Source organism: Paenibacillus sp. P4_A7, assembly GCF_056402455.1.
The window spans coordinates 1-21,866 of the sequence record NZ_JBFUHJ010000068.1 but is presented as its reverse complement, the minus strand read 5'-3'; the positions used below and the strand labels follow the sequence as shown (position 1 = coordinate 21,866).

Sequence of the window (21,866 nt, the reverse complement as noted above, 5' to 3'; positions counted from 1 at the left end):
CTCAATGCTGCATCCGATTGGAATTCCTTTTTCTATTCCGAAATCGAATAATTCTTCGAATATTTTTCTCGATAGACAAACCGATTTATCTAAAATATCATGTGTATTTATTAGATCATTTTCTAGCCATTTTGGAATACTAATTCCTAACCACTTCATAAATTCCAACGTCTTTTGAGAGCCGCATGGTGCTAGGTTGAATAAAATAGGTACCATCTCAATCTCATTCGTTTGGCAATAATAATAGTAATCTGATAAAAAGTTTTTTGACGCCTCCACATTATAAGTAGCTTGTGATACAAAAAAATCGCAGCCGTAATTGACTTTATTCACAACTCGTATATGCTCATCATTATATTTGATATGTCTCTCCGGAATAACGACTCCACCCAAAACTAAACGCTCATTTATGTTTCTACTTGTTTTATAAGCATCCGTTAAATCAATTCTCACTTCCTGCTTACTTGACGATGCTCCTACAAATACTGAAAACCGATCCTGATCAGAGTCAGATTGAATCCATTCTGATAACTGAGCTTGTGTATTTCTTCCTACGCACCGATAAATGATTTTAGGAATGTTCAATTGCCCAAGATAATCCTTGCTATATATAGTTGGATCAATCGTTTGCATATATGGAAACGGTCTTTCCTGATCAATACGATCAGTTTCCTCTTGCACGTCATAAATGATTAGCCCATCAATATCAAGATCTTTCATTCTATTATATTGTTTCCCTGAAATTTCTATAAGCTTTTCCGGTGTATGATTTTGCTTAGGCGGCGTAATRCCATATGTTAAAATGCCTGTCTTTTTATTTAATATTTTGTCCTTTAGCAAGCCTTCACTTCCTCTACTAGTAATAAAGCCATTCTATTAATATACGACATCGTGTATTTTTATGCAATATATTCATATAAATAACAAAGAGGCTGCCTCCAGTCAATGACTAATGAGACAGCCTCTAGATATTACTATTCTATTCGCAACGCATTCTTCTGTGCAAGTAGTGAGAGCTCCGTAGCTTTAAAGGTATGTTCCTGACTCATTGCAGCATCGGTTCCATTCAAGCAATCCAAAATCAACTGTCCGAAAAACGGGAATCCGACTTTTCCTCCAAGCTTCATATGCTGCTCTCCATCTGCGTTAACCAAGTAAAGCTGATCGCCTTCAGTGTCCCTAGCGATATCAATGTATTTGCGGAGCTCTATATAACCTTCTGTTCCCAAAATAACTGTTCTGCCATCGCCCCATGAACCTAGACCGTTCGGTGTTAGCCAGTCTACACGGAAATAACCGGTCGCTCCGTTATCACCTACAAGAGTCATATCGCCAAAGTCCTCTAGCTCTGGATAATTCTTATTATTATAATTGGCTACTTGACTGCTAACCACTCTAGCGTTGCGATTACCCGTAAATGCGAGAAATTGCTCAATATGATGCGATCCAATATCACATAAAATACCACCGTACTTCTCCTTCTCAAAAAACCATGCCGGACGTGATTGAGCATTAAGACGATGTGGACCTAGTCCAATTACTTGAACGACACGCCCTATCGCACCCTGCTCGATCAATTGACCAGCGAATACTGCACTTTCAACATGCAATCGCTCACTATAATAAACGGCATACTTCTTCCCAGTTTCTGAAGCAGCTGCACGTGCGTCCTCCAGCTGCTCAAGCGTCGTGAAAGGCGTTTTATCCGTAAAGTAGTGTTTACCGCTGCGCATAACTCGTACGCCTAATGGTCCTCGCTCAGATGGTACTGCCGCAGATGCTATAAGCTGAACTTCTGAATCCGCTAATATATGAGCTTCTGATTCAGCGACTTTCACTTGCGGATATGCCTTTACAAATGCATCAACTTTAACGGGGTCTGGATCATATACCCATTTCAAGCTTGCTCCCGCTTCTACAAGTCCATTACACATTCCATAAATATGTCCATGATCTAGACTTACAGCAGCTATAATAAACTGTCCAGTTTCGACCACTTTATTAGGTTTACCTTGAGGGGCATAATTCATTCCATCCGCTTTGCTCATCGTTTCAGACCTCTTTCTTGTAAGAAGAATTTGCAATTCTATCTTGCAAATGTTGATGGAACAATTCCTCATCAATTGGAAGGTCTACCCATCCATCGGTCCAAGTCGATAACAGCATCGCATTGGATAACATCAATCCCTTAATCCCCTCTTCACCTGGAGCTATTAAAGGTTCATTATGCAGGATTGCATTAACCCAATTTTGTGTTATGCCTTTATGTTCCAAGCTGTTCCCACTTACCGGTATTTCACATTTCCAGCATTCCGGAGCGCCGAAGCTGCCTTTATATTGTTTATTAAACTCAGGCTCAGGTGTACGAAGTCTCCAGAATGTTAGCTTATTGTCTTCAATGACAATTTTGCCACGATCACCGCTAATCTCCAGTCTGTTCGTTCCAGGCGCTTCTCCTGTCGTTGTCACGAATACGCCGGTTGCGCCATTTTCATATTCTACGAAAGCAGTCACATCATCTTCAACCTCGATGTCACGGTGCTTGCCGAAATAACAAAAAGCACGAACGCGTTTTGGCATCATACTGATCGTCCATTGCCATAAATCAAGCTGATGCGGATCTTGATTGAGAAGTACGCCGCCGCCTTCACCAGCCCAAGTAGCCCGCCATGTTCCCGAGTCATAATAACTTTGTGAGCGGTACCAATTCGTAATGATCCAATTGGTCCTTCTCACCTCGCCAAGCTCTCCTGAATCAATAAGATCCTTAAGCTTTACATAAAGCGGATTAGTACGTTGGTTATACATCATGCTGAACTTCACATCCGTCTTGCTCGCTGCTTCGTTCATCTCACGAACTTGTTTTGTATATACACCAGCCGGCTTCTCACACATTACATGCAGACCACGCTCGAAAGAAGCAATTGAAAGCTCAGGGTGCGAATAATGAGGGGTTGCGATAAGTACGCCATCTACCAATCCAGAGTCCATAAGTGCATAAGGGTCTGTAAATAGAGCAACCTCCTCACCAAGCTCCGCCTTTGCCCAATCCAGTTGCTGAGGTATGCTATCGCTAACAGCCGTTATTATAGCGCCTTTCACTTCACCGGTCTTTAAATAACTGATATGTGCTCTACCCATATTTCCAAGCCCAATAATACCTATCCTAACCTTGCTCATCTCTGGTTATCCCCTTTATTCGAATATATTTAAATGACTGTCAAGCGTAAACGGCTGTCGCCGTCCTTGGCGGTAAAGCTCGTTTCGCGGTGAATTATAAGCCTAATATAAGTGTGAAACTTATAAAGTCTTATAATTTAAAAGATTTGCTTCATGCTTTTATGGTAGCACTTTAAAGAAGTGATGACTTCATTCGAATTAATCTGTTTATGCTTTTATTTGACTCTGCTTGGTGTATAATGAGTGTATTTCCAGCGGGGGTGAGTTTGTGAACACACAACAAAAATCCGGTTTACCTTTTGATATTGCTACCAATTATGACTATAACGCCTATATGGCTTACCATAGCCACTTTCAATACGAGATTTACTATTTTCATGGAGGCAAGGTGAACTACCTTATTAATGATCGTATTTACGTACTAGAAGCTGGTGATCTCTTGCTCATGCATGGCATGACGCTGCATAGAGCTCACATAGATCCAAGCGAACCTTATCATCGGACTACGTTGCATATAGACCCTTCTTATTTCAAACAGATTATTCAGCCTTCTTTTGCCCCGGATCTGCTTATTCCGTTCCAGAAGCTTCAAAATGTTCGCTTACAGCTGCGCGGAGCAGAGAAGATCGAGATAGAGGCCACACTTCACAAACTTGAGCAGCTGTTTAAACAACATACAACTCATTCACACCAACGCTTTCATGCTGTACTGCTCGATCTCATGCTCATGATCTGCGAGCTATGCAAAGTACCGCTTGAAGCGATTCACTCATTCCCCTCCTCCAAAGAGCATCATGTACAAGCAGTGATCTCTTATTTAGAGAAAAATTATTCTGATGACATAACCCTGGAGGGTATACAGTCCGAGCTGCATCTCAATAAGTATTACTTATCCAAAACCTTTAAAGAAGTTACCGGTATAACTATATTCCAATTTCTTATGCAAAGAAGAATTTATCAAGCTAAGGTTGAACTTATTGATAGCAATCAGCCTATTACAGATATTGGTTATGATGTAGGCTTTAAGCATCCTTCCCATTTTAGCCGCGCCTTCAAATTACAAACGTTTTTAACACCGGAACAATATCGCAAACAAAATCAACTAAAATCAAATGCAACAAACTAAATAGGTCAACCGCTGCAATCCATTTTATGATTGTAACGGTTGATCTTTTTATTTGTTGAGCGTATTATTGTTATAACAACTAATTTAAATGAAGCAGGTGAAAACGATGGATTTAAAAAACTCCACTGGTTATTTAATCACTAATACAGGACGGAAGTTGAGTCAATGCTTACAACAGCTTTTCCATGGCCATGATGTCACTCCTGAGCAATGGTCTCTACTCGTTTGCTTAGACACCGAGGACGGGATTAGTCATAAGGATTTGGCAATACGCACCGAGAAGGACCCTGCCAACCTTACGCGCCTCGTTGATCAGTTAGAGCGTAAAGCACTTGTGCTTCGTATAGCTAACCCAGCAGATCGGAGATCATTACTACTGCAAGTGACGGATAAAGGAAGAGCTGCAGCACATGCCTTAGCTCCGATAGAAGCTGCTTTTGTCGAAACTATCTTAAAGGACATCACACCGGAGGAAATAGAAGTATTCAAAATATTCATGTCCAAAGTTAATAAAAACGCGGAGGAGCATCTGGCAAATACGAATGAATGATGCCATCATGTAACTGGATTTATCCACAACTGAGAGGGGAACATTAAATGAGTAATACAAAACTGTGGAGCGGAGATTTTATTAAAATTTGTCTGAGCAGCTTTTTTTTATTTTTTGCATTTTATACACTAGCAACCTCCTTATCCGGTTATGTTACGAATGGATTAGGTGGATCAAATACCCAAGCAGGCTTGTCCATGACCATATTTATTATTGCAGCCGTTTTGCTTCGTCCTTTCACTGCCCAATTTATGAGCCGATTCGGCGAACATAAAGTTGTTATGATATCATTATTGTTATTTTTATTATGCTCTGTAGCTTATTTAGGCATTTTTGGTTATGCCATGCTGCTGATCGTCCGTTTTTTCCACGGCGGCGCCTTCGCTATTGCTACAACTTCAACGAATACAAAAGCTATTCATATTATTCCTGAGCACCGCAAAGGGGAAGGAATCAGCTATTTCAGTCTGTTTATGAGTCTTGCAATGGTCATCGGCCCGTTCGCTGGTCTAACAATCACTTCAAAATGGGGCTTTACTGCCATGTTCATTATGTGTGCGGTATGTTCATTGATTGCTCTTGTTCTAGGTATATCCATTAAAAAGCGAAAAAAACAGCCTCAGTTAGCAATTTCTGAAGATAAGCTCTCAGCTAGCCCCGCCGCACAAAAATTTCAATGGAGAAATCTAATTGAGCGCTCAGCCATTCCCATCGCAATTTGCGGTTTTGTTGTGGCCTTCGCGTACAGTGGTATTGTCACATTTATGTCTATTTTCGCACATGCTCGAGCAATCGACCAATATGCCAGCTATTTCTTTGTTTGCTTCGGTATAATGATCGTCTTGCCTCGTCCAATAATCGGGAAGCTCCTTGATCGAATCGGTGAGCATTTCATTGTCTATCCGAGCATTGCCGTGTTTGCTATCGGTATGTTTCTACTTAGCCAAGCACAGTCACCAATAATGCTGCTTGTATCGGGTGCCGTAATCGGTCTTGGCTATGGGGCATTGCTCCCTTGCTTCCAGACGATCGCCGTACTCACAGCCCCGGTTCATAAAAGGGGACTAGCAACAGCAACCTTCTATCTTCTATTTGATCTAGGTTATGGATTCGGCTCTTATTCTCTTGGAGCATTAGCTTCAAATTACGGCTACAGTGTTATGTATGTGATTTGCGGTATTGTTATCGTTTTATCATCCGTTATCTATTTTACACTCCATCACAAGCGTAAGCGTCTGACACCCTCCTCTGATCAGACAGTATTCGTATCCTAATAAAACTGGAAAGAAGTGCAATAAAAAGGGACTGTCCTTTAGTAGAAAAATCTACTTCAAGGACAGTCCCTATTTTATTATAAATTAACCTTCTAGCAGAAGGGATTCTGGATCTTCAAGCAATTGCTTAACGATAACTAGGAATCGAACCGCTTCACTTCCATCAACGATACGGTGATCGTACGACAGTGCGATGTACATCATTGGACGGTTTTCCATGTTCACATCATCAATAGCAACTGGACGAATTTGAATTTTGTGCATGCCGAGAATACCAACCTGCGGTGTATTCAAAATCGGTGTAGACAGCAAGGAGCCGAATACGCCGCCATTCGTGATTGTAAAGCTTCCGCCTTGCAGATCAGAAATTGCTAATGTGTTAGCACGAGCTTTAGCTGCAAGTGCACCGATACTTTTCTCGATTTCAGCAAAGCTTAGTCGATCTGCCTCACGTACAACTGGAACGACAAGACCTTCCTTAGCCGATACCGCAATACCGATATCATAGTACTTTTTCACAACGATTTCTTCGCCATCAATTTCAGCATTAAGTAGTGGGAATGCTTTTAACGCGCCAACTACCGCTTTAGTGAAGAATGACATAAATCCTAGATTCACATCATTTTTCTCAAAGAATGCTTGCTTGCGACGTTTACGCAAATCAAGAATAGCTGTCATATCAACTTCATTAAAAGTTGTCAGCATTGCTGCTGTACGCTGTGCTTCAACAAGACGATTAGCAATTGTAACCCGGCGGCGTGACATCCGTTTACGCTCAGTCGGCTTCGCGTCTTTAACCGTGTTAGCTGACTCTACTTTTGTTGCTGAAGCAGAAGCTACTGGAGTAGCAATCGGTGCCGGAGCTTGTCCTGCCTGTGCTTGCGATAAATCAATGCCTTGCTCACGAGCACGTTTACGAGCTGCTGGCGATGCAATAATTGCTGACGTGCTTTCTGTAACAGCAGCTGATGCTGCTGGCGCTACAGGTGCGACAACGGCTGGTGCCGGTGCTGCTGCAACAGGTTGTGCAGCTGGAGCCGCAGGTGCTGCTGAGCCGCCTGCTGATGCTCCAATGGAACCGATCGATTCGCCAACCTGAACGACATCACCATCATTTTTCACTATGCGTTCAACAACACCGCTGTTGTCCGCACTGATTTCAATATTAACTTTATCCGTTTCAAGCTCTAGTAGGACATCCCCTTGATTGACGGAGTCGCCTTCCTTCACAAACCATTTCGTAATCGTGCCCTCTGATATGGACTCGCCTAGTTCCGGTACTTTAATTTCAGCCATTTGTCACTACCCCCTTATCAAACTTGACTCAACCGATTTACCATTCAATGCGGTTGAAATAATCCATTGTTGCTCTGAAGCATGTACTTCCTGATGTCCGCTTGCCGTACTGGAGCGATCCGGTCTACCTACATATTGAACAGTTACCTTCTTAGGTGCTACTCCGCGAAGACGCGGCTCCATGAAGCTCCAAGAACCCATATTTTTCGGTTCCTCTTGTACCCAAACGATTTCTTCCAGCTTATCAAATTGTTTCACGATATTTTCGATTTCAGCTTGAGCAAATGGATATAATTGCTCAACTCTAGCCACACGAAGCCATTCACTATCCTCAGCATTTCGTGATGAAAGTGCTTCTTCAATATCAATGGCAACTTTACCAGTACATAGCAATAAACGTGTCACTTTATCTTTCTTTTCCTTCGGCTCTATTAAGCTGAATTGCGGCAAAACAGGTTTGAATGATCCTTCGCTAAAATCAACACCATGCGATGCAACGCGTGGATTACGAATCAAGCTCTTAGGCGCCATTAGGACAAGCGGACGAACATGCTCTGTACCCAACATCGATGCTTGCTTACGCAGCAAGTGGAAATATTGTGCGGACGTTGTCAGATTCGCAACTGTCCAGTTATTATCCGCTGAAAGCTGTAGAAATCTCTCAAGTCTAGCACTTGAATGCTCAGGTCCCTGACCTTCGTATCCATGTGGAAGCAAGATTGCAATTCCTGATTTTTGTGACCATTTTGCTCTGCCTGCAGAAATAAATTGGTCGAAGATTACTTGCGCTACGTTAGCGAAATCGCCGTATTGTGCTTCCCAAATAACAAATGTTTCAGGAGCATATACGTTATAACCATATTCAAAGCCTAACACTGCCGTTTCAGACAAAGGACTGTTATGCACGGCAAATGAAGCTTTAGCTTGCGGCAGCATATGAAGTGGTGAAAATTTTTGAGCCGTCGCATTGTCGTTAAGTACAATATGACGATGTGCAAAGGTTCCACGCTCAGAATCCTGACCACTTAGCCTGATTGGCGTTCCGTCAGCTAATATCGTAGCGAACGCCAGCGTCTCCGCATGTGCCCAATCAACCTTCTCACCATCGTTTAAGGCTGTTGCTCGGCGTTGCAAAATACGTTGAAGCTTCGTATATTCCGTGAATCCCTCTGGACGGTTCAACAATTCCAAATTGATTTCGCGAAGCTCTTCAATCGGAACTGCTGTACGAGCTTCATCTTTAGAAACAGTTATAGGCTGCTGCTGTTCACGAGATTTCGGCTTACTCGCTTTAGCTTTCATCGCATCGTATGCAGCTTGAAGCTTATCATTCGTACGTTTACGAAGTACTTCCACTTGCTCTTCAGAAATGGCACGTTCCGCTTTCAGCTGTTCACCGTAAAGCACACTTACTGTCGGATGATTGCGAACCTTCGAATACATAAGCGGCTGCGTTACATCCGGATCATCCATTTCATTATGACCGAAGCGACGGTAACCAATCAAATCAATGACAAAGCCTTTGTTGTAACGTAGACGGTATTCGCAAGCAAGACGAACTGCCGCTAGGCAAGCTTCCGGCTCATCCGCATTTACATGGACGATTGGAATATCAAAGCCTTTAGCCAAGTCACTCGCATAATGAGTCGAACGGGAATCTACGCTATTCGTTGTAAACCCAAGGCGATTGTTCGCGATAATGTGAAGCGTTCCGCCATTGTGGTAGCCTTGTAGTTTGTTAAAATTAAGTGTTTCCGCAACAATGCCCTCACCGATAAATGCTGCATCGCCGTGAATACAAATCGTAACAGCCTTTGATACGTCCTGCTCCGGCATCCCCGGCTTGCTGCGATTCTCTTGCGCGGCACGCGTGAAGCCTTCAACTACAGGATTAACAAACTCTAGGTGACTTGGGTTATTAGCAAGAGTTAGATTCGCACGAACCGTCTCGCCTTCTTTAATAGCCCGATCGGCCCCTAAATGATATTTTACGTCGCCAGTCCAGCCATAATTAAGGCCCATTGAACCCTCGGACGGAATAAGCTCTTTGTTAGGTGCATGATGAAATTCAGAGAAAATTTTCTCATATGGTTTGCCTAGCACATGTGTAAGTACGTTCAGACGACCGCGATGTGCCATTCCGAGTAAAATATGCTGTGCACCGTCATGTGCAACTGCACGAACGATTTCATCCAATACAGGTACCAACATATCTACACCCTCGATTGAGAACCGTTTCTGGCCTACAAACGTACGGTGCAAGAAATTTTCAAAGTTTTCAACTTCCATAAGCCGCTCAAGCAACGCGGAGCGTTCTCTCTCAGACAACGGAGCAGGAAATGATCCTGATTCCGCTTGCTTATGAAGCCAGTTGCGTTCGCTCTCATCATGGATATGTGTAAATTCATAAGCAGCTGAACGGGTATAAATTTCTCTGAGCCTATTAATGGCGTCCCAGCCGTTTACTATTGATGACGGTGCATTATCCCAGATTAGCGAAGCCGGTATAGCTGTCAGATCAGCTTGCGTCAAGCCAAATGTTTCTGGCTCAGTAAGCTTTGTATCAGCAGTGGCGCTAAGCCCCAGCGGATTGATATCCGCAGCTAAATGGCCGTATCTGCGAATATTGAGCATCAGTTGATGCGCAGCTACAACCTTCTTTAACATATTTGCATCAAACGCCCCAGTTACCGCATTTAATGTCGAAGCTGCTTGCTCCGTCCCCGATTTCGCTGTTGTTGTCGATGATGCTGCTAGCGATTCGGAAGGCGGCGCCCCCCAGCGAACAAACAATTCGCGTACTGATGTTTCAACAGATTCTGGGTCCGTCAAAAAGCGTTCGTACTGCTCCTGCACATACCCAAGATTGGGACCATAGTAGCTTTGCCAAGGCGATTGATTTCGCTCATCATGGATGCTCATTGCAGAAATTCCACCCTCTCTATTCGTTGCCATCCTATTATTTTCTCGGGCGAACGTTAACATACATGTTCACCGTCTTACATGTGTTGATTTTTTTATAAGTAGCTCACTTAGCTAAAGCAAAGAAGAAGCTATTCAATTGCCTAGTGACAGCAGTTGTCAGCTTCTTTATATTTTAGTATATTAACCCCTTGCCAACAATAATCTTTAAGGCATTGATATCATCCATTATAAGCATGGATTTATACTCGGATGTATGAAACCTGATATGTAATTATTAATATACCCGCATTGGTGGCGGATAATTCAATTTTAATTGTTGCTCATTCGCGATTAATTAATTTGTTTGGACGAAGTAATACTTATTCCAATCACTTTGTAGTCATTCAGACAGATGTAAAGACATTATCCAAAAATTCAAAAGCTAGTCTACTCTGATACTCACTAACTTCATGTCCAGAAAATGGGTAATCATTCAACTGTTTGTGTGAGCGAATTCGATTATAGACCGCATAGACCGTTTCAGGCAAGCAGACCGTATCTTTCCAGCCAACAGACATAAGGACAGGTGCCRTAATCCGTTCTGCTAAGTTTAATAAATCGAAATGAGCAAGCGTGTCCAGTACAGCGCCTAGTTTATCGGGGTATCTCTTTACATATTGTGCTATTTCTGTAAGTGAGCCTGTGGAATGCATAATTCCGTGATCCATATGACACATATTAGGTATATCTGCGACCACCGCACAAACCTTTGGATGAAGCGCAGCTGTAAGCAGTGCTAGTCCACCGCCCTGACTCGCCCCTATTACCGCAATGCGCGATACATCTACCTCCGGTTGCTGCATCGCAACATCGACAGCTCTTACCGAATCCATCGTTAATGCATGATAATAGCTATTCTCTTTGTCAGTTATTCCCTGAGATATCCATCCCTTGATCGAACCACTATCTGCCGTCAATAAATCGCCAGTCTCCCCGCCTTGCCCACGTGCATCGACAGCAAATACAGCATATCCAAGCAGAAGCCAAGCTGCATAACGCTCAGGCAATCCTTTGTCTCCCGTGTAGCCTTGATAAACGACTACGCAAGGAAGCTTCTGATCATCAGCCTTATTAGGAACAAGGAACAAGCCATGAATAGGCGTCTCATCCGCGCCCTTGTAAGTTAATCGTTCTGCACGAACGGTAGAAAAAAATGTATGGACCGGCTCACGTTTTATATCTAAAGGTTTTTGCGCGTAACTGKTTAATATGTCCGACCAAAAACGATCCAGTTCGTCGAACTCCAACGTAGCAACTGGATTGTAAACTAACAATTCATTTCTTCTTCGGTCTGACGCATATAAAGCGTTGTTCATCTCATCTTCTTCCCTTCTTACTTTATCAGCATCTTTCTCTGTGGATCTCTCCGCTAATATAAGCCGAGTATAAGTTTCACCTTATACTCGGCTTATATATTAACAAATACAAGTCTTCTTCTTCATACCAGCCTTACCCATTGCAATGGTTTTCTCAATATAATCAAATGCCATTGGTACCTTACATGCCGTTTCCCCCATATTGACATCAACCTTGCCGATTTTCTTCGCGATAGCCTCCGCTTCCTGACGGAGATCTTGAACATAAACACCGGTTGATATAACGAAGCTGTTCATCGTGTATCTCACTCGATTTTGTTCGGTATGGATGGTCTCGCCCACACGTTTCAGCAATATACTTATTTCGTCTAAATCCAGCAGCTCATCCGCTGTAATCGCTACAAAATTCGCGTACACGCTCCATCCGCAGGTTGCCACCATTTCATGTGGTGAATCCATCCATTCCAAAGCTAGTTCACGGGCATATTGGCTCTCTGCAGCTACCCCTGCTACCGTATATTCGGCAAGCGTATACCAATTCGCTTGAAGTACCCACTTTTGTAAAAGCTCTCTTGTTACCGTTTTGGGATTAATCGCAAGTCCAGCTAAATACATGGCATCGCTATTCCCGGAATCGAACAAACGTAATACTAGATCTGAATCTTTCTTCACATACTTAACGAGTTTCTTCAAATCACCGATCTTCACACCAAACAACGGCTCCATCGCGCCATGACGAATAAAAGTCATTTTTGTTTGTTCTGTCCCTAAGCGTTCCAACTCCTGCATTACCTCTTCATACGTCATCAGTTTGCTCTCCTAGACCACTATGTTTGATTAGTTACGCTTGGCTTTCTACTAATTCGACTAGTGTTCTTACCATAACACCGGTTGCTCCTTTTGGCTCCCAGCCTCTGCTTGAATCTAGCCAGGCGGTTCCTGCAATATCAAGATGCACCCAAGGGAGACCATCGGCAAAATGACCGATGAATAAGCCACCAGTAATCGTTCCAGCATATCGACCACCGCTGTTTTTCAAATCTGCTGCATCACTTCTGATGAGCTTCTTATATTCCGGATACGCTGGTAGTTGCCAAATACGCTCGCCTGATCGTTCAGCCGCCCCAAGCACTTCTTGCATGAGTGCCTCGTTATTCGAAACCGCTCCTGTAGCCTCGATACCTAGCGCCACACTAACAGCACCTGTCAACGTTGCTACATCAACTAGCTTCGTCGCACCTCTTGTTATCGCTGTTGTTAATCCGTCCGCAAGTACTAGTCTTCCTTCAGCATCAGTATTCACTACTTCAACTGTATAACCGCTCATTGTCCGCAATACATCACCTGGCTTAAAAGCACGATCAGAAGGCATATTTTCAGCAGTTGGAATGACCGCTATAATATTTACTGCAGGCTTAAGTTCACCAATAATCTTGACTGCGCCAAGTACCGCAGCAGCTCCGCCCATATCAGAAATCATTTCCTCCATACCTTCGCCACGCTTCAGTGAGATGCCGCCGGTATCAAATGTAATTCCTTTGCCAATTAGACCGAGTACCTCGTTGGATTGCGGGGCACCTTTATAGTGAATAACAATCATTCTTGGAGGATGGATACTGCCTTGACCTACGCCAAGCAAGCCGCCCATTCTTTGTTCCGCTGCACTCCATTCATCAATAACCTCAATTTCCATATCAAGCTCTAGAGCAAGCTCCTCAGCATAATTAGCAAGTCGTTCCGGAGTAAGATCATTGCCTGGCAAATTGGTTAAATCGCGTGCGAAGCTAACGCCTTCGGTGAATAGCTTCCCTCTAGCTATGCCATTTTCCCAAAGCTCTTGCTTAGTAGCTGCCATCGCTGTTCCTTGTGGTACAAACGCAACTTCCTTCAGAGTAAACCGTTCTATCTGGTCACGCTTCATCGGCTGTCTTTCATGAAGAGCAAGCAGCAAGCCTTCCGTTATCGCTTGGGCTGTTTTGGAAGCTCCAATCGTCGTAACTATTGCTCCAAGCACTGCATCAGGGAGAAGAAGCTGCACCGACTCAGCACGAAGCCGCTTTAAGGCTTTAGCCGCAGCAGCTGCAGCCAAACGAAGCCCCTTTGCGCCTGCTGCCTGTGCAATACCTACAAAAATAATATTGGAAGCAGGATATAGTCCCAGCGTGGCAATGACCTCTACTTGCTCCGGCTCTGCTTTAAATAATCCTTTTGCAAGCAAGCCTCTTAGTGCCGTATCGATCTGAGGCTGCACAATAAGTTCAGATGCTTCTCCCTGTCTTAACTCTGCCTCGCTAACAAATCGAATGACTGCATCCGCTGCTGCATGATTCGCAGCGTTTAAGCCATATGTAAATTGAACATTCATATTGTTAATCCTCGCTTTCTTCACTTAACAAGCGTAAACGGCTGTCGCCGTCTTCTTCGGCAAAAGCATTCGTTTCGCGGAGATATATAAGCACATTTATAAGTGAAAACTTATAAATTCTTATATATACATAAAAAAAATCAGGGTGATTTACCCCGATTTTAATCCTTTATTCGGCTAATGGCAAATAAATCGTAAACTCTGTTCCAATTCCAGCTTGACTATCCACCCGAATTGATCCACTATGATTGCGTATAATTCTGTAACTAACTGATAAACCTAGACCAGTTCCCGATTGTTTTGTCGTAAAAAACGGATCGAATAGACGAGCCATCGTCGTCTTTTCCATGCCTTGTCCATTATCTCTTATTATAATTTCCGTATACTTGCCTTCGCTTCGCGTAATGATGTCGATAAGACCTCTACGCTCACCTTCTATCTCCTCGATCGCATCAAGCGCATTCTTAATAATGTTTAAAATAACCTGCTTAACCTGCTTTACGTCAATGGACACAAAATGCTCCGAACAATAACATTCCGCCTTAATTTCACAATTTCGCATCAACGCTTCGCTTTCAGTTAACAGCACGACTTCCTTTATTAAATGATCAATCGACACTAATTGTTTCATGGGTGCTGACGGTTTGGATGAATTAAGAAACTCGTAAATAATGTCGTTAGCCCGATCGATTTCTGTCAAAATAATACGTGCGTATTCTTCCTTGCCCACTTCAAGTAAATAAGGACGAAGCAGTTGAATAAATCCGCGAATACTTGTTAACGGATTACGAATTTCATGAGCAATTGCAGCAGCAATTTTACCTAACATGGCAAGCTTATCGTTCTGCAACGCTGTTTGTTCGATTTGCTTGTACTCTGACACATCCTTGACACTGAACAAGAAGTCTCCGTCCAATTGATCACCGTATGTAACCGTCACAAGCAGATGCTTGCCATCCTTGTGTTGAAACTCATAATAACGGCTTTTCATAAGGAACATTTCTTTGTAAAGCCTGAGTATCGTTCGTTTCGTACTTATGGTTAGTTGTGGGTGACTTAAAATTTCTCGTAAATTGCAACCAATTAACATATTGCGTGGGATGTCCAGCAACTTAGCCATCTGTACATTAATAAATGATAAGATTCCGTCGTTATCGAAAATGGCTATACCGCTGTCCATATGTTGCAAAACGTTCTCGTATTTATTTTTAACCATCTCAAACGAACGGTTTGAACGAAATAACATTTCTCGCATTTCTGCAATTTTCTGCTCAGGAGTAATATCAGGTTGTAAACGAAAGCGAGAAGTACCCATTACTTCCATCAAAAAAACGAATGATCGATCATACAGCCTTATAGCCTCATCTGAGTCAACGTTCACGACAAGTGATTGTATACATTCCTCATGTATGGCAATTATATCCTCGGGGCTAATGCCGAAAAGTTCCTTGCCAATCTCACTGGCATGAAATAGTGATGCTTCCTTACCACTTCGGATATACTCGGCAAGCGCGGGGAAATAGCGCTTTCGAATGGCCTGCATCATGTATTCCTCCCTGGCAACGTCTATGAACAACGGTTAAAGTTCATCCTTATCATAGGTGGACATCACAAGCCCTGTCAATCGGAAATACTGTCGAATTATGTCAAGAAGATCATGAGCTATTTCATACCCAAACCCCTAACCCCTTCAGTTTTCATCGCTATTTTTTTGTTGATTTTTGTCATTTTTATTATTTTGCTTATTTTGTTTTTTTTCATGATCTCGATTGTCATTTTTGTGATTGCTATCACCATAATCTATTTCATCGTTCCGCTCATTTTTATGCTCTTTATCACGATCCTTATCGTTGTTATTATTTTTATTTATATTACGATCATCGTCGTCGTCATTGTCATCATCGTCGTCTTTATTATTCCACTTACCGTCAAGTCCATTTCCATATTCATCATTGTCATTTTCATTGCCATTTGGCTTCGTGGTTGCATTGGGCTTGATGGTTGCAGTCGGCTTATTCCATTCTTTCCATGGCTCAAAGTTATTTTTTTTTTCTCTTTCATCATTTTTCCAAGAGCTTGACGGTAATTCTGTCTTCTTAGGTTTCTGTGTATGAATGGGCTTCGCCGTCTTCTCTGGCTTATTAGTCTTCTCTGGCTTACTAGTTTTTTCCGGCTTATTCACAACAGGTTTTTCAGACGGTTTATCTGTAGCGCCATTCTTATCCGTCTTTTGCTGTTTTTCTTTTTCCTTTTGTTCACGTTGAACGAGCTCCACTAGTTTTTTCTTGCTCGTGTCAGTCGCTTCATTTACGATTGTTTTCACGCCTCCGATCGACTCCGTTACAGAATCTATCGATTTTTGCTTCATTTGCTCCAATTCCAGCTCATAGCCTTCATCCTTTGCCATTAAATACACAGCCATTTTGCCTGAAGAAATGCCATTAGCCTCAGCTTCCTGCCATAGTTCGTTCGGCACAGACAAGGTTGTGACATTAGCACTAGAAGCTTCTGTCTCAAGCTTGGAAAGCAGCTCTTTTAATGATTGATCGACCTTTTCAGCTATATTAGCTTCATAGTCGAGTTTTAACGCCTTGTTATTTTCCAGCAGCATGCTCGTAATAAAAATATCCTTATCTTGCTCATCCAAATAATGTGATGTTGATGCCCTTTCCACAATAGAAGCAGCTACTTCTTCAACTCTGATCCCTTTATAGGCTAGACCCTTAATCACGAGTTCGCCGTCCGCGTTCAAAGCGCGCAGCTCCCGCACCTTTTCTTCGGCATCCACCCCGATCTCAACACTCGGATTGATATCCATACTCATATAAGCAACAATTGGATGAGCATCACGCTGCACGAACAGCATCAGCGGGATAAACATAAAGAGAACGACAGCTGCCGCTCCTGCATACCAATACGACCTTTTAAAAGTGACTCGCCTGTTAAACTCTTCTTCAAATGTTACTTCTTCGCCAATTTGCGTCGTTCCTTGAATAGGGGCTCGCAAAAAACTTCCATCTGCCGTCAACACAACAGCATGTTGTTTATTAATGCTCATAACGATTCCACGCTTCATTTGCTAGCCTCCTGATTCTTTGCAATTTGACTAACCGTAACATTTAAATAATCATGCATGAACGGATACGTACCTGAAATAACAAGTGCAATTGCTATTATATATTTCCTATTCCGCTCAATCGTTTTGCGCGATACACCGCACATCTCAGTAAGCTCTTTGACCGGTAGTTTTTTCGTTAGTTTAAGTGATTCGAATAACACTGTCTCACTAGCAAACCTTTGCGCAATACCAATAAGCAGATTTCGAGAATCTGCATGCTTTGGAGATTGATCTGCCAGCTCGTTGAAGGATATACTGAATCGTTCAAGTTCCTGATTTAGCTGCTGAATTTCCAGCCGCCTATCATCCTCAGTCTGTTTGATCTCATATGCATTCATTGCCTGTTTTGTCTCAATAGAATTATATTGTAAATGCTCTTCCTCTTCAGAGTCGAACATACTATATGGCACAACCTTGGTATGCCTTTGTTCTTTTCGGACATAGTCAATAAGCCGACGTCTTATTACGGTTTCAGCGAACCCGATGAATGATTTTCCCGCATGACTGTCGAATTGATTGATCGCTTCGTTAAAAGCGAGCAACGCCACACTAAATTCCTCATCTCGAGTAGGATCTATATACCGTTTTGAAAATCGACTTGTTACTTTCATAATATAAGGTTTATAGTCTGATATGAACTGCTCGCGTTGCAGCTCGTCACCTTGACGAATTTGAGCAACCCATTGTTCAGGAGTAAGCTTCTGCTCGAACTCCTCTGCTGTTGCAGAATGTGATTTCCGCAAAAAGCGTTTGAACAATACAAGTAACAACCGCTCCACCTCACTACTGTATAATTCGTTTCTGTCTGTATGATTTTAGGGGGTATAGCGTTCATTCCTTTATTCAAAAAAAAGAAAAGCCTCCTAATAGGGAGGCTTGCAATTCGATTCCCGAATAACTAGACGGATGTTCGACGCTGCCGCAGCTTATTTCGTCTGCTGTTAAGCATGCCTAAGCGCTTCTTTAAAAGCAGCTGCCATTCCGTATCCTCGATCTGCTTAGCGAAGCTTAACAAATCTAACGCCATATCAATTTGACTGTGAACGACTTCCATTGGATCTTCATTTTCATGATTAACGCAGTTTTCTAGCAGCGCCTTTCCTTCTTGCTCCACATACTCTTCGAAATCAACCTCAGCCGCTCCGTCACCATGTGCGTATTCGGCTAATATTTCATATTCGTTCTCTATTAAGTAATGTATGTTCACACGGTGGCATACCGGACAAAACGTAATCGGTACATTATGAATATGCGTCCGAAAATGTTTCAGTGTACCCTTCGTACCAATCATACTAGCTCCACAGCAAAAACTCATTGACGACTCCTCCTCCATGGCTTGAACAGCAAACCTATTTCGTAAGAATACGCTAAGGTTTGCACAGCAAACCTACTTTGTAAGAATCTGAATGTTTCATTAGTTATGTATAACCTATTCGCTAAGCATGACTGTAATTCCTGCTTTAAATGATCGAAACATGACTAACGACCCATTTAATAAAAAAAACCGTACCATAAATGGCACGGATTTTCGAAGGTACGAAAATGTTATTATTTCGCTACCAATGTTTGTTGTCCTGGTTTCCAGTTCATTGCGCAAAGACCACCGGATTGCAAAGCTTGCAATACACGAAGTGTTTCTTCAACGCTGCGACCTACATCGTTGTGGTTAACGACTTGGTATTTAACTTCGCCTTCTGGATCGATGATGAATAGGCCGCGAAGTGCGATACCTTCTTCTTCGATCAAGACGCCGTAGTCACGAGCAACGCTCTTCGTGATGTCAGCAGCAAGTGGGAATGCAAGTTGGCCAAGGCCATTATCGTTTACCGGCGTGTTGATCCATGCGCGGTGGCTATGTTTGCTGTCAACGCTAACGCCAAGAATTTCAGTGTTAAGCTTCTTGAATTCTTCTGCAGCTTGACTAAGTGCTGTAATTTCAGTAGGGCATACAAAAGTGAAATCTAGTGGGTAGAAGAAAAATACCAACCACTTACCTTTGTAATCTGCAAGTGATGCTTGACCGAAATCTTGACCGTTACCTTGTACTGTTTCCAATGTAAAATCTGGTGCCTGACGGCCTACCAAACGCTCTGCCATTATAGAAAACCTCCTTGAATTATCCATATATTTTGTTATCTACGCCACTTCATCTGTGTGACTTACCTGATTAATAATAGCATTAGAATATAATGAAGTCAATATTGTAATTATTATTATTTTATAATCATTATAAATGATTATTATTTTTTAATTGCTGCAATGATCAGATCGCCCATTTCTGACGTTCCGATTGCCTTGCTCTTATCAACAGCGATATCACCTGTGCGGTGTCCTGCATCCAGCACTTCTTTAACAGCCGTTTCAATGGCAGCTGCTGCTTCGTGATAGCCGAATGTAAGGCGGAACATAAGCGCAACAGACAAAATCGTTGCGATTGGATTGGAAATGCCTTGACCTGCAATATCAGGAGCTGAACCGTGTACCGGCTCGTACAAACCGAAGCTTCCTTCTCCAAGAGAAGCAGAGGAAAGCATACCGATCGAACCAGTTAGCATTGCCGCTTCATCACTAAGAATATCGCCGAACATATTTTCCGTTACGATAACATCAAAACTGGATGGACGACGAAGCAATTGCATTGCACAGTTATCAACAAGAATATGCTCTAGTTCTACCTCTGGGTAATCAGGTGCAATCCGGTTAACAACTTCACGCCATAGACGCGATGTTTCTAGAACGTTCGCTTTATCTACCGAAGCAAGACGTTTGCCGCGAGTCATTGCGATATCGAAGGCTTGACGTACAATACGTTCAATTTCCATCACATTGTATGCACAAGTATCAACCGCTTCTTCACCAAACTCACTCTCACGACKGAATTTCTCACCAAAGTAAATACCGCCAGTCAACTCACGTACTACGATCAAATCCGTTCCTTCAAGCACTTCAGGCTTARGCGTCGATGCTTCTTTCAAGCAATCAAATACAGTCGCTGGACGAATGTTTGAGAACAAGCCTAGCTCTTTACGAATACCTAGCAAGCCTGTTTCTGGACGAAGCTCTTTCGAATTGTTGTCCCATTTCGGTCCACCAACTGCGCCTAGCAATACAGCGTCTGCGCGTTTACAAAGCTCAAGCGTCTCTTGAGGAAGCGGAGTGCCTTTCTCATCGATCGCAATACCACCAAACAAGCCATGCTCCGTTTCGAATTTGTAGCCGAACAGCTCTTCGGTTTTTTTAAGTACTTTAAGCGCTTCGCCTACGACCTCAGGACCAATACCGTCGCCGGCAATAACTGCAATTTTTTTTACGTCTGACATAATAAATTTAACACTCCTCTTTTTCATATAGGCTCATTCAGCTTTAGCGCTGCGCACTCTACCCTATCAACAAACCTATGATATCATTCTCATTCTATTATCATTTGTACCATAAAACCCATTCGAACACAAAGATATAAATTCTATGGCCTTTATAGACTATAACTATAAAGGCTTGCAAATTGACATTAGACGATAAAAGTCATTCATCTCATTTAGGTATTATCTATTCAATGTTTCAATTTTTGAAATTAAATGAAGCCGCTGCATCCCATCACCGATTCTTTTATATCAAAAAGAGACAGCAGCCGCAAGGAAATCATCCGGCTTACTGTCTCTTCGTTCATACTAGATCAAGCTCATTTTGTCGCGACGACTTGGTGACTTGCGTTTGTCGATCAATCGATTAAGCGCATCAATATAAGCTCTCGCACTGGCTTCGAGAATATCCGTGCTAAGGCCTCGACCTTGCGCAGATACTTCATCCTGCTTGAGTACAACATGTACCTCGCCTAATGCATCCTTACCTTGCGATACAGACTTAATTGAATAATCTTCAAGCTCAACTATTTCAGCCGTCACTTTATCGATGGCATTGTAGATGGCGTCAACGGAACCATTCCCTATCGCTACCTCTTCAGCTACAACACCATCTGAATTACGAATACGTACAGATGCGTTTGGAGTAGACTGATTGCCATAGCTTACTTGAATCGTCTCAAGTGTAAATACTTCAGGCGTATCAGTCAGCTTCTCTTCGATCATCGCACGAATGTCTTCGTCATTTACGGTTTTCTTGCGGTCAGCTAAATCTTTAAACTTAGCGAATACTGCATTCACCGCTTCATCATCCAGTTCATAGCCAAGATCGATCAATTTCTCACGGAACGCATGGCGACCGGAATGTTTGCCAAGTACAAGCTTCGATTCCTTTAGACCAATAGTATCAGGTGATATAATCTCATACGTCGTTTTTTCCTTCAGCATACCATCCTGATGGATACCCGATTCATGCGCGAACGCATTTGCTCCTACAATCGCCTTATTGCCTGGAATAACCATACCTGTCAGCTTGCTGACAAGACGGCTAGTCTTCGCAATTTCCTTCAGGTTAAGTGTTGTTTTTGCACCAAAGTAATCACTGCGTGTCTCAAGTGCCAGCGCGATCTCTTCAAGCGCCGTGTTACCCGCACGCTCACCAATTCCGTTAATTGTACCTTCAATTTGATCAGCACCGTTTAGAATGGCTGACAATGCGTTAGCAGTTGCCATTCCAAGATCGTTATGGCAATGCGCGCTTAATTGAATAGTTTCAATGTTAGGAACATTTTCCTTCAGTGTTTTGAAGATGTTGCCG

18 protein-coding genes are annotated in these 21,866 nt (G+C 42.6%); 3 read left to right on the top strand and 15 right to left on the bottom strand.

What is annotated here, in order from left to right; genetic code table 11:
- The 3 genes from AC1DWN_RS12110 to AC1DWN_RS12100 form a co-directional block, all read right to left on the bottom strand.
- A partial coding sequence (locus tag AC1DWN_RS12110; protein ID WP_477559153.1) for a methylenetetrahydrofolate reductase occupies positions 1-840 on the bottom strand: 840 nt, incomplete at its 3' end.
- A 134-nt stretch (positions 841-974) separates the two neighbouring features.
- Positions 975-2,048 carry a Gfo/Idh/MocA family protein gene (locus AC1DWN_RS12105; protein ID WP_477559152.1) on the bottom strand — a complete coding sequence of 358 codons (1,074 nt, stop codon included), beginning with the start codon at positions 2,046-2,048 and terminating at the stop codon, positions 975-977.
- 4 nt (positions 2,049-2,052) lie between these two features.
- Positions 2,053-3,180, bottom strand: coding sequence for a Gfo/Idh/MocA family protein (locus AC1DWN_RS12100; protein ID WP_477559151.1), 1,128 nt, complete (start codon positions 3,178-3,180; stop codon positions 2,053-2,055).
- A gap of 268 nt (positions 3,181-3,448) precedes the next feature.
- On the opposite strand from AC1DWN_RS12100, the gene AC1DWN_RS12095 reads away from it, so the two are divergent.
- The 3 genes from AC1DWN_RS12095 to AC1DWN_RS12085 all read left to right on the top strand — a co-directional run bounded on the left by AC1DWN_RS12095 (position 3,449) and on the right by AC1DWN_RS12085 (position 6,130).
- Complete coding sequence (locus AC1DWN_RS12095; RefSeq protein ID WP_477559150.1) at positions 3,449-4,306, top strand: helix-turn-helix transcriptional regulator; 858 nt, start codon at positions 3,449-3,451, stop codon at positions 4,304-4,306.
- Positions 4,307-4,412: 106 nt separating this feature from the next.
- Positions 4,413-4,856 carry a MarR family winged helix-turn-helix transcriptional regulator gene (locus AC1DWN_RS12090; RefSeq protein WP_477559149.1) on the top strand — a complete coding sequence of 148 codons (444 nt, stop codon included), beginning with the start codon at positions 4,413-4,415 and terminating at the stop codon, positions 4,854-4,856.
- Between the two features lie 47 nt (positions 4,857-4,903).
- Positions 4,904-6,130, top strand: a complete 1,227-nt coding sequence (locus tag AC1DWN_RS12085) for an MFS transporter (protein WP_477559148.1) — start codon at positions 4,904-4,906, stop codon at positions 6,128-6,130.
- An 84-nt stretch (positions 6,131-6,214) separates the two neighbouring features.
- Here the strand turns inward: AC1DWN_RS12085 and odhB are convergent, their stop codons facing one another.
- The 12 genes from odhB to AC1DWN_RS12025 form a co-directional block, all read right to left on the bottom strand.
- The gene (gene odhB, locus AC1DWN_RS12080) at positions 6,215-7,426 is read right to left on the bottom strand and encodes a 2-oxoglutarate dehydrogenase complex dihydrolipoyllysine-residue succinyltransferase (RefSeq protein ID WP_477559147.1); all 1,212 of its coding nucleotides are present in this window, start codon (positions 7,424-7,426) and stop codon (positions 6,215-6,217) included.
- 6 nt (positions 7,427-7,432) lie between these two features.
- Positions 7,433-10,348, bottom strand: coding sequence for a 2-oxoglutarate dehydrogenase E1 component (locus tag AC1DWN_RS12075; RefSeq protein ID WP_477559146.1), 2,916 nt, complete (start codon positions 10,346-10,348; stop codon positions 7,433-7,435).
- Between the two features lie 386 nt (positions 10,349-10,734).
- On the bottom strand, positions 10,735-11,706 hold the full coding sequence (locus AC1DWN_RS12070) for an acetylxylan esterase (protein WP_477559145.1): 972 nt from the start codon (positions 11,704-11,706) through the stop codon (positions 10,735-10,737).
- Between the two features lie 99 nt (positions 11,707-11,805).
- A complete protein-coding gene (locus AC1DWN_RS12065; protein ID WP_477559144.1) occupies positions 11,806-12,513 on the bottom strand; it encodes a DNA alkylation repair protein in 708 nt (235 codons plus the stop codon).
- 34 nt (positions 12,514-12,547) lie between these two features.
- Entirely contained in the window at positions 12,548-14,071 is a 1,524-nt protein-coding gene (locus AC1DWN_RS12060; RefSeq protein WP_477559143.1) for a leucyl aminopeptidase, read from the bottom strand.
- A 169-nt stretch (positions 14,072-14,240) separates the two neighbouring features.
- Positions 14,241-15,614, bottom strand: a complete 1,374-nt coding sequence (locus AC1DWN_RS12055; RefSeq protein WP_477559154.1) for an ATP-binding protein — start codon at positions 15,612-15,614, stop codon at positions 14,241-14,243.
- A 147-nt stretch (positions 15,615-15,761) separates the two neighbouring features.
- Entirely contained in the window at positions 15,762-17,147 is a 1,386-nt protein-coding gene (locus AC1DWN_RS12050) for an anti-sigma factor domain-containing protein (protein WP_477559142.1), read from the bottom strand.
- A complete protein-coding gene (gene sigI / locus AC1DWN_RS12045) occupies positions 17,144-17,959 on the bottom strand; it encodes an RNA polymerase sigma factor SigI (RefSeq protein ID WP_477559141.1) in 816 nt (271 codons plus the stop codon). The genes AC1DWN_RS12050 and sigI overlap by 4 nt, the downstream gene beginning before the upstream one ends.
- A gap of 128 nt (positions 17,960-18,087) precedes the next feature.
- Complete coding sequence (locus AC1DWN_RS12040) at positions 18,088-18,504, bottom strand: hypothetical protein (RefSeq protein ID WP_477559140.1); 417 nt, start codon at positions 18,502-18,504, stop codon at positions 18,088-18,090.
- Between the two features lie 233 nt (positions 18,505-18,737).
- Positions 18,738-19,286 carry a redoxin domain-containing protein gene (locus AC1DWN_RS12035; protein WP_475811620.1) on the bottom strand — a complete coding sequence of 183 codons (549 nt, stop codon included), beginning with the start codon at positions 19,284-19,286 and terminating at the stop codon, positions 18,738-18,740.
- Positions 19,287-19,429: 143 nt separating this feature from the next.
- Entirely contained in the window at positions 19,430-20,509 is a 1,080-nt protein-coding gene (gene leuB / locus AC1DWN_RS12030) for a 3-isopropylmalate dehydrogenase (protein ID WP_477559139.1), read from the bottom strand.
- 348 nt (positions 20,510-20,857) lie between these two features.
- A partial coding sequence (locus AC1DWN_RS12025) for a 2-isopropylmalate synthase (RefSeq protein WP_477559138.1) occupies positions 20,858-21,866 on the bottom strand: 1,009 nt, incomplete at its 5' end.